Origin of the sequence: Pseudomonas quercus, assembly GCF_012033695.1 — a bacterium.
Classification (GTDB): domain Bacteria; phylum Pseudomonadota; class Gammaproteobacteria; order Pseudomonadales; family Pseudomonadaceae; genus Aquipseudomonas; species Aquipseudomonas quercus.
Genome location: NZ_JAAVJI010000022.1, coordinates 26809 through 36142 on the forward strand (window position 1 = coordinate 26809; position 9334 = coordinate 36142).

General features: G+C 60.5%; 8 protein-coding genes. 2 read left to right on the forward strand and 6 right to left on the reverse strand.

Annotated elements, in window-relative coordinates; translation table 11 throughout:
- Positions 1 to 220 precede the first annotated feature (220 nt).
- Entirely contained in the window at positions 221 to 1075 is an 855-nt protein-coding gene (gene folD / locus HBH25_RS22115) for a bifunctional methylenetetrahydrofolate dehydrogenase/methenyltetrahydrofolate cyclohydrolase FolD (protein WP_168086105.1), read from the forward strand.
- 125 nt (positions 1076 to 1200) lie between these two features.
- Here folD and HBH25_RS22120 read toward each other — a convergent pair whose 3' ends face one another.
- The 6 genes from HBH25_RS22120 to HBH25_RS22145 form a co-directional block, all read right to left on the reverse strand.
- Positions 1201 to 2943: an ABC transporter substrate-binding protein gene (locus HBH25_RS22120; protein WP_168086106.1), complete on the reverse strand. Its 1743-nt coding sequence runs from the start codon at positions 2941 to 2943 to the stop codon at positions 1201 to 1203.
- A 74-nt stretch (positions 2944 to 3017) separates the two neighbouring features.
- Positions 3018 to 3290: a DUF2160 domain-containing protein gene (locus tag HBH25_RS22125; protein WP_168086107.1), complete on the reverse strand. Its 273-nt coding sequence runs from the start codon at positions 3288 to 3290 to the stop codon at positions 3018 to 3020.
- An 11-nt stretch (positions 3291 to 3301) separates the two neighbouring features.
- Positions 3302 to 4096 (reverse strand): carbohydrate ABC transporter permease, encoded by a 795-nt coding sequence (locus HBH25_RS22130; RefSeq protein ID WP_168086108.1) that lies wholly within the window; start codon positions 4094 to 4096, stop codon positions 3302 to 3304.
- An 11-nt stretch (positions 4097 to 4107) separates the two neighbouring features.
- The gene (locus tag HBH25_RS22135) at positions 4108 to 4971 is read right to left on the reverse strand and encodes a carbohydrate ABC transporter permease (RefSeq protein WP_168086109.1); all 864 of its coding nucleotides are present in this window, start codon (positions 4969 to 4971) and stop codon (positions 4108 to 4110) included.
- The gene (locus HBH25_RS22140) at positions 4955 to 6064 is read right to left on the reverse strand and encodes an ABC transporter ATP-binding protein (RefSeq protein WP_168086110.1); all 1110 of its coding nucleotides are present in this window, start codon (positions 6062 to 6064) and stop codon (positions 4955 to 4957) included. Before HBH25_RS22140 ends, HBH25_RS22135 begins: the two co-directional genes overlap by 17 nt.
- Entirely contained in the window at positions 6064 to 7158 is a 1095-nt protein-coding gene (locus tag HBH25_RS22145; protein ID WP_168086111.1) for an ABC transporter ATP-binding protein, read from the reverse strand. The genes HBH25_RS22140 and HBH25_RS22145 overlap by 1 nt, the downstream gene beginning before the upstream one ends.
- 212 nt (positions 7159 to 7370) lie before the next feature.
- Here HBH25_RS22145 and HBH25_RS22150 point away from each other — a divergent pair, with 212 nt between their 5' ends.
- Positions 7371 to 9164 carry a sigma-54-dependent Fis family transcriptional regulator gene (locus HBH25_RS22150; RefSeq protein WP_168086112.1) on the forward strand — a complete coding sequence of 598 codons (1794 nt, stop codon included), beginning with the start codon at positions 7371 to 7373 and terminating at the stop codon, positions 9162 to 9164.
- Positions 9165 to 9334: the final 170 nt, after the last annotated feature.

A 9334-nucleotide genomic window follows, 5' to 3' on the forward strand; every position in this document is an offset into this window, starting at 1 on the left:
CAAGAGGTTTTCTGCGGCTACTTGCGCCAGCGTTAGGCCCTGCCCGACAAGTGCGACGAATCTTATAGACCCCCCTTTGGGCCGTCAACTGTTTTTTGGAAAAAAATGCATTGAATTAAAGGGGTTAGCGGATTCCCAGGTGGCGATGCCTTTGACCTGACTGCCTGGCGTGCGAGAATAGCGGCACTTCTTCTTCCCCTTCGAGGGTTTATCACGCGTCATGACAGCACAACTTATCGACGGCAAGGGCATTGCCGCCAGCCTGCGCCAGCGGATCGCTCAGCACGTGGCAACACGTCGGGAACAAGGGCTGCGCATTCCCGGCCTGGCGGTCATCCTGGTGGGTACCGATCCTGCGTCTCAGGTATACGTTTCCCATAAGCGCAAGGACTGCGAAGAAGTGGGGTTCCTGTCCCAGGCGTATGACTTGCCCAGCACCACTGGCCAAGCCGAGCTGGAAGCGCTGATCGACCGTTTGAATGCCGACCCAGCCATCGACGGTATCCTGCTGCAACTGCCCTTGCCGGAAGGCTTGGACGCTTCCGGGCTGCTGGAACGTATTCGCCCTGACAAGGACGTGGATGGCTTCCACCCCTACAACGTAGGCCGCCTGGCGCAACGCATCCCCTTGCTGCGCCCTTGCACACCCAAGGGCATCATGGCGCTGCTGGAAAGCACGGGGCAGAACCTGTACGGCATGAATGCCGTGGTGGTAGGTGCGTCCAATATCGTGGGCCGGCCCATGGCCATGGAGCTATTGCTGGGGGGTTGTACCGTAACGGTTACCCATCGCTTTACCCGTGACCTGGCCGACCACGTAAGTCGCGCTGACCTTGTTGTGGTGGCGGCTGGGAAGCCAGGGCTGGTGAAGGGTGAGTGGATCAAGCCAGGCGCCATCGTGATCGATGTGGGCATTAACCGTCAGGACGATGGCAAACTGGTAGGCGATGTGGTGTACGAGACTGCCCTGCCCCGCGCGGGCTGGATCACCCCTGTGCCGGGCGGCGTAGGCCCCATGACCCGGGCCTGCCTGCTGGAAAACACCCTGTATGCCGCAGAGGCATTGCACGGCTGACAGCAGGTAGCCTGCAAACATGCTTCAACGCGTTCGCGGGCTACCCCCGCTCCTACACAACCCAGGCCAGGCGCCTGTTATGTTGGAGCGGGAGTAGCCCGCGAACGGCTTATACGCCTTGTCGACTACTTCTTGGCCGCCTCCCAAGACTTCAGCAGTTCGTTGTAGCCCACTGTCTGGCCCTGAGGTTTTTCGTTGGCCAGTTTTGGTTTGGGGGCGCCTGGTTGGTCGAACCAGTACTGCGCAGTTTTTTCCTCGTTCAGCTTAGGCCCGCAGCTTGAGCTGGATTGAGCCCGCTCCAGGCGTTTGAGCATGGCGTCCTGGTCTGCTGCCAATCCATCCAGTGCCTGCTGGGCTGTCTTCTCGCCGCTAACCGCATCCGACACATGTTTCCACCACAGCTGTGCCAGCTTGGGGTAGTCCGGCACGTTGGTACCGGTTGGCGTCCACTGCACCCGTGCCGGGCTGCGATAGAACTCCACCAGCCCGCCCAGTTTGGGTGCCAAGTCGGTCATGGCCTGAGAGTTGATGTCAGACTCGCGAATCGGCGTAAGCCCAACGATGGTCTTTTTCAACGAAACGGTCTTGGCCGTTACAAACTGCGCATACAGCCAGGCCGCCAGGCGCTGCTTCTCGGGGGTGGACTTGAAGAACGTCCAGGAGCCGGTGTCCTGGTAGCCCAGCTTCATGCCCTCTTCCCAATAAGGCCCTTTAGGTGAGGGGGCCATCCGCCATTTCGGCGTGCCGTCGCTGTTAACCACCGGCAGCCCGGGCTTGGTCATGTCTGCCGTGAACGCGGTGTACCAGAAAATCTGCTGGGCCACTTCGCCTTGGGCAGGTACTGGCCCGGCTTCGGAGAACGTCATGCCTGCGGCTTGAGGCGGCGCATAGGCTTTGAGCCAGTCGATGTATTTCTGGGTAGCGAACACCGCTGCAGGGCCGTTGGTATCACCACCGCGCGTGACACTAGACCCTACCGGGCGGCAGTCCTCTACGCGAATGCCCCACTCATCCACGGGTAGCCCGTTGGGCAGCCCCTTATCGCCACCGCCGGCCATGGAGAACCAGGCATCGGTGAAGCGCCAGCCCAGGGACGGGTCTTTCTTGCCGTAATCCATGTGGCCGTAAACCCGCTTGCCATCGATTTCCTTCACGTCTTCGCTGAAGAATTTGGCGATATCTTCATAGGCGGACCAGTTCACCGGCACGCCCAGCTCATAGCCGTATTTGGCCTTGAACTTCGCTTTCAGGTCGGGCCGCTCGAACCAGTCGGCGCGGAACCAGTACAGGTTCGCGAACTGCTGGTCAGGCAACTGGTAGATTTTCTTGTCCGGGGCGGTGGTGAAGGAAATGCCGATGAAGTCGTTAAGGTCCAGGGTGGGCGAGGTAAAGTTCTTACCCTCGTTGGCCATGAGGTCGGTCAAGGACTCCACCTTGCCATAACGGAAATGGGTGCCAATCAGGTCCGAATCGTTCACCCAGCCATCGTAAATGTTCTGGTCCGACTGCATTTGCGTCTGCAGCTTCTCGATCACATCCCCTTCCTGGATCAGGTCGTGGGTCAGCTTGATACCGGTGATCTCGGTGAAGGCCTTGGCCAGCACCTTGGATTCGTATTCATGGGTGGTAAGGGTTTCGGACACCACCTTGATGTCCATGCCCCGGAACGGCTTGGCCGCCTCGATAAACCATTTCAACTCCGCCATCTGCTGCTCGGGTGTCAGCGTGGAGGGCGTGAATTCACTGCCGATCCACTTTTTGGCGGCATCTTCGTACTGGTCCGCGAGGGCAAGCGAGCCGTAGGCACTGAACACCAGCAGGGCCGCCAGCGTGATGCCCTGTCGCCTGTTGTTTTTATTCTCGAACATGGGGAACCTCCAAGAGGGATGTAGGCGCCAGCCAAGGCGGGCGCCGTTCTAGCAAGGGCTTGTGTACAAATGCTTCAGCCCCAACGCATCACTACTGCCAACCACACCAGGGACAGCGCCGAAGCGACCCAGATGCTCCAATCAGTAGCCCCTACGATCACCAGGTGAAGGTAGGCACTACCCAGAAGGCCAATAAACAACCGATCACCGCGCGTGGTAGCGATCGGCAGAAAACCTCGCCGCTCAGCGCCAGGCCAGCGCAGCTCAATCGTGGTCATCGCCGCCAGCAGCAGCCCTACAGCAATGAAAAATAGCGCGGTAGGCAGGGTCCAGGCCATCCAGCTCATGTGCGGCTCCTTTAAACACGGCCCAAGGCGAAGCCTTTGGCCACATGGTTGCGAACGAACCAGATCACCAGCACACCTGGCAGGATGGTCAGCACCCCTGCCGCCGCCAGCACACCCCAGTCGATACCTGCTGCAGAGACCGTGCGCGTCATGACGGCGGCGATAGGTTTGGCGTTCACGCTGGTAAGCGTGCGCGCCAGCAGCAGCTCCACCCACGAGAACATGAAGCAGAAGAACGCGGTCACACCAATGCCTGAACCAATCAATGGGATAAAGATGCGCAGGAAAAACTTCCAGAAGCCATAACCATCGATGTACGCCGTTTCGTCGATTTCCTTAGGCACGCCCGACATGAAGCCCTCAAGAATCCACACCGCCAGCGGTACGTTGAACAGGCAGTGGGCCAGGGCTACTGCGTAGGGCGTGTCGAACAGGCCGATGGAGGAGTACAGCTGGAAAAACGGCAGCAGAAATACAGCCGGGGGTGCCATTCGGTTGGTGAGGAGCCAGAAGAACAAGTGCTTGTCGCCCAGAAAGCGGTACCGGGAGAACGCGTAGGCGGCAGGCAACGCGACCAACAGCGAAATCAAGGTGTTCAGGCTCACGTAAGACAGCGAATTCAGGTAGCCCTCGTACCAGCTGGGGTCTGTAAAGATCACCTGGTAGTTTTGCAGGGTGAAATCCTTGGGCCACAGCGTCAGCCCCCCAAGGATTTCGGTGTTGGTCTTGAATGACATGTTCACCAGCCAGTAGATCGGCACCAACAGGAAGGTGAGGAACGCCAGCAATCCGATTCGTTTGCGCATGTGGTGGCTCCCTAGTTCCGGTCGGTGTGGGTCATGGCGGTGTAGAACACCCAGGACACCAGCAGAATGATCAGGAAATACACCAGCGAAAACGCTGCCGCTGGCCCCAGGTCGAATTGCCCCACTGCCATCTGGGTCAGTGTCTGGCTCAGGAAGGTGGTCGCGTTGCCGGGCCCTCCCCCGGTGAGCACGAACGGCTCGGTATAAATCATGAAGCTGTCCATGAACCGCAGCATCACGGCGATCAGCAGCACGCTTTTGAGCTTTGGCAGCTGAATGTGCCGAAACACAGCCCAGGGCGAGGCCCGGTCAATGCGGGCGGCTTGGTAGTACACATCCGGAATGGCGCGCAGGCCGGAGTAGCACAACAAGGCCACCAGGGAGGTCCAGTGCCACACGTCCATGACCAGCACCGTGCCCCAGGCATCACGGGTATGAGCGGCGTAGTTGTAATCCACACCCATGGCATTCAGGCCCCAGCCCATCAACCCGATATCGCCCCGGCCAAAGATCTGCCAGATAGTCCCTACTACGTTCCACGGAATCAGGAGCGGAATGGCCATCACGATGAGCACCAGGGAGGCGCGCTTGCCCTTGGCGGGCATGGTGAGGGCAATGGCGATACCCAAGGGAATCTCGATGGCCAGCACACAGGCCGAGTAGATGAATTGGCGCAGCAAGGAGTCATGCAGGCGCGGGTCTTGCAACACCTGCCGGTACCAGTCTGCCCCTACGAAAAAGCGGCTGCTGCTGTCGAAAATGTCCTGCACCGAATAGTTGACCACCGTCATCATCGGCACGATGGCGCTGAACGCCACCAGGATGAACACCGGCATCACCAGCCACCAGGCTTTGTTGTTAGGCACCTTGTTCATTGTTGGCCTCCACCAGTAGGTCGTTGGCATAGAGCATCAGCCAGGGCGCCGGAAAACTTACGGGAATCTCGCCTTCAGGCAACTGACGGTCTTCGGGCAAGCGCGCCATCAGCCGCTGCCCGCCCAGGTCCAGGGTCACGATACGGTAGGTGCCCAGGTCCTCCACGTGGCGCAAGGTAGCGGCCAGCGTATGCTCCGAAGGGGTGTCCCAGATGCGTACGAATTCGGGGCGAATGCCCAGCTGCAAGCGCTGGCCCTTGAGCTCACCCAGCCGCCCTGCCAGGCCTGCCGGCGGCGCAACTGTGATATCGCCAAAGCGCAGCCTGCCTTCGTGCTCGGTCACCTCGATCAGGTTCATGCCAGGGCTACCGATGAAGTAACCCACAAAGCTGTGCCGCGGTTTCTCGAACAGCTCGCGTGGGGTGCCGAACTGCACGATCTGCCCGCCATACATCACGGCAATCTTGTCGGCGAAGGTAGACGCTTCCAGCTGATCGTGGGTGACGTACACCATGGTGATGTTGAACTGCTCATGGATCTGCTTGAGCTTGCGCCGCAGTTTCCATTTCAAGTGCGGGTCGATCACGGTAAGGGGCTCATCGAACAGGATGGCTGACACGTCATCCCTCACCAGGCCACGGCCCATGGACACCTTTTGCTTTTCGTCGGCACTCAGGTTGCGGGCTTTCTTGGCCAGCACCGGCGTAAGCTCCAGCACTTCAGCAATTTCCTCGACTTTCTTTCGTACACGGTCAGGGGCCATGCCCTGGTTGCGCAGCGGAAACGCCAAATTGTCGAATACTGTCATGGTGTCGTACACCACCGGGAACTGAAACACCTGGGCGATATTGCGCTGCTCAGGGGTCATTTCGTTCACACGCCTGCCGTCGAACAGCACCTGCCCTTCTGAAGGGATGAGCAAACCGGAAATGATATTGAGCAGGGTGGACTTCCCACACCCGGATGGCCCCAGCAAGGCATAGGCACCGCCCTGTTCCCAGATATGGTCCAGTTGGCGCAGTGCGTAATCCTCAGGCCCCACGGGCTGGCGGGCGTAACTATGGGCCAGTTGCTGCAAACGGATCTCGGCCATCAGGCAACCCTCGCCACGCGCCGGCCGGGGGCCTGCACCAGGCGCCCTCCTGGCTCGAACACGAACAGTTTATGAGTGGGGATATACACCTTGATGGGCGCATCCACCGCGAACTCGTGCACGCCGGGCAAGTGGGCCACCAGGCGCCACTGTTCATTGCGCGCATGCAGGAAGGTTTCCGAACCGCTGATTTCAGCCAGCTCTACCGTAACGGCCAGTTCCAGGTCGTCATCATTGGAAGGCACCAGGCTGATATGGCTGGGCCGTACGCCAAAGCGGAACTCGCCTTCGCCTATGCCTTGCAAATCTACGTTGAGTGGAAAGTGGGCAAAGTCGGCGAAGCTGGTTTCACCGTCGCTGATGCGCCCCGGCAGCAGGTTCAATGGAGGCTCGGAGAACAGCTCCGCCGCCAGCACTTCCGTAGGCCGCTGATACACCTGCGAGGTGTCACCGCTTTGAATGATCCGCCCTTCGTGAACGATGGTGGTGGTGCCACCCAAGGCGAGCGCTTCGTTAGGTTCCGTGGTGGCATAGACCGCAATCGTATGCCGCGCGGCGAACAGCTCGCGCATTTCCAGGCGCAGCTCTTCACGCAGCTTGTAGTCCAGGTTGACCAGGGGCTCATCGAACAGGATGAGCTCGGCGTCTTTCACCAGTGCCCGGGCCATCGCGGTTCGCTGCTGCTGGCCACCCGACAGTTCAAGGGGATGGCGCGCGAGAAAGCGCTCGATGCGTAGCATCTTGGCCGTGTTGCGCACCCGCTGATCGATCTCGTCCGCCGCCAGGCGCGCCTGGCGCAGTGGCGAAGCGATGTTCTCGTACACCGTCAGGTTGGGGTAATTGATGAACTGCTGATACACCATCGACACCTTGCGGTCCCGTACAGGCACGCCGGTCACGTCCTTGCCGTGCATCAGCACCTGCCCACCGTCAGGCTTGTCCAGGCCCGCCATCAGCCGCATCAGGCTGGTTTTGCCGGACAGGGTACGGCCCAGCAGCACGTTGAATGATCCCGCCTCGAAGCGCAGGTTGGCGTTGTCGATCCAGCGCTGCCCATCCACGATGCGGCAGACATTGCGCAATTCCAGTGCCATGGCCGGCAACCTTGTTGTTGTAATGCGCAAGCTGTAGCCACAAGCGTGCCAACCCTTACAAAAGCCCATGCCAGGGCCTGCCGCTGCGCTGGAAGGCCAGCAACTGAACAAAAGTGAACAGCTGGCGCTGAACAATTGAACAGCGGAGCTGTTGACAATGTTCAGGTTTGAACAACACTGGTGGAACAAAAAAAACCATAAAGGGCCTGGCCATGTCCCCAAACAGCAGTGGCATCGTTCACGAACACGCGATCCGCGACGCCTGGGCCCGTTCCACGGCTGCGGGGCTGAGTAGCCAGGCCTTACCAAATCACGGCTCGCCAGCGCCGCACCTGGTGGCTCAATGGCAGGCACGGCGTAGCGCGTTGCTAAGCCTTGCGCAACAGCACGTGCTACCGGCCTATGCTCACGTACTCGAACCCATCCAGGCATTGCTGGTACTGGCCGACGAGCACGGGCGGCTACTTCAGCGGTGGGGAACACCTCGTTTCGACACTGCACACGCACAGGCTTTCCAGCCGGGCGCCGACTGGAGCGAAGCCCAGGTAGGCTGCAATGCGCTGGGCACCGCCTTGGTATGCGGCCAAGCGGTGCATGTGGAGCACGACGAGCATTTTCTGGCGGCCAACCGGTTCATGAGCGGGTCTGCCGCACCACTCTATAGTGCCGACCGCCAATTGGTGGGTGTGCTGGGCCTGTCCAGTGACAGCTTCCTGCCGCCCTCCCATACCTTGGGTACCGTAAAGATGATGGCCCAGGCGCTAGAGAACGCGCTGTTGGAGGCCCGGTTCAGTGACGCTCATTACCGCCTGGTGTTCAATACGGCCCGCAACAACCTGGACAGCCCCTGGGCGGGCATTGTGGTGGTCGATGCCGACGGCCGGGTGGCTGGCGCAAACCGCCGCGCCGACACCCTACTAGGCAAAGACCCGCGCGGGCTGCACATTGAGGGGTTGTTTAGGGTAGGCCTGGGGGAGCTGCTCAAGCGCCCGGCGGGTATGCCGTTCCCTTTGTTAGCGGCCGGGCGTAGCCGGCTGCAATGCCTGCTTCAGCCGCCACGCTGCCCTGCTTCGCTCAAGCCAGCAGCCGTCAGCGAGCAGCAGGCGTTGGTCAGCAAAGGCCTCCGGTTGCTGGAGCGGAACATTCCGCTGCTGATCTGTGGCGAAACCGGTGCAGGCAAGGACATGCTGGTCAAGGCCCTCCATGCGGCCAGCTCTCGTTCCAGCCAGCCGCTGGTCGCGGTGAACTGTGCAGCCATTCCTGCCGAGCTGGTGGAATCAGAGCTGTTCGGCTATGAAAAAGGGGCGTTCACCGGCGCCAGCCAGAAAGGCAACATCGGGCTGATCCGCAAGGCCGACAAAGGCGTGCTGTTTTTCGATGAAATCGGTGACATGCCGCTGACCACCCAGGCCCGGTTACTACGGGTGCTGCAGGAGCGGGCCATACAGCCGCTGGGGAGTGGCGACCCGGTCGCGGTAGATATCAGAGTTATCTGCGCCACCCATAGGCACCTGGCGGAAGCCGTGGCCGAAGGCCGGTTCCGTGAGGACCTCTACTACCGGATCGCGGGATACACCTTGCGCCTTCCCCCTCTGCGCGAACGCAGTGATCGGCGGGAGCTGGTTCAAGCGATCTGGCAGCACCACCGCCAGCCCGAACAAACCGCTGGCTTCAGCGAAGCGGCCTTCGAGGCCCTGATGAATCATTCATGGCCGGGCAACCTGCGGCAATTGAGCAGTGTGGTTCAGGTAGCCTTGGCAATGGCCGATGACGGGCTGATCGAACTGGAGCATTTACCTGAAGCACTGTTGGCGCCGTTGCCCACACCACTTCCACCCCGTGTCGTCGAAGTCCCGGCACAGGACATCAACGCGCTGCTGCGTGCTACCGATGGCAATATCTCGCAGGTGGCACGGCGGCTGGGTGTCAGCCGCAATACCGTGTACAAGCGGTTACGGGAGTTGAATGCCGGCGCATGGCCGGCGGACGGCGTGGCGCAGGGTTAGGCGGGGCCTCGTTTGTTCCCGGGCTTTGCCCGGTCCCACAGGGTGGACTGCCCCCAAGAAGTTGGACACCTACCCAACCTTGGGAGGATCCATGGGTAAGTACACCGATCAGTTCAAGCTCACAGCCGTTGCTGCCTACCTGGAAGGCAGCAACGGCTTCCGAAAAGTGG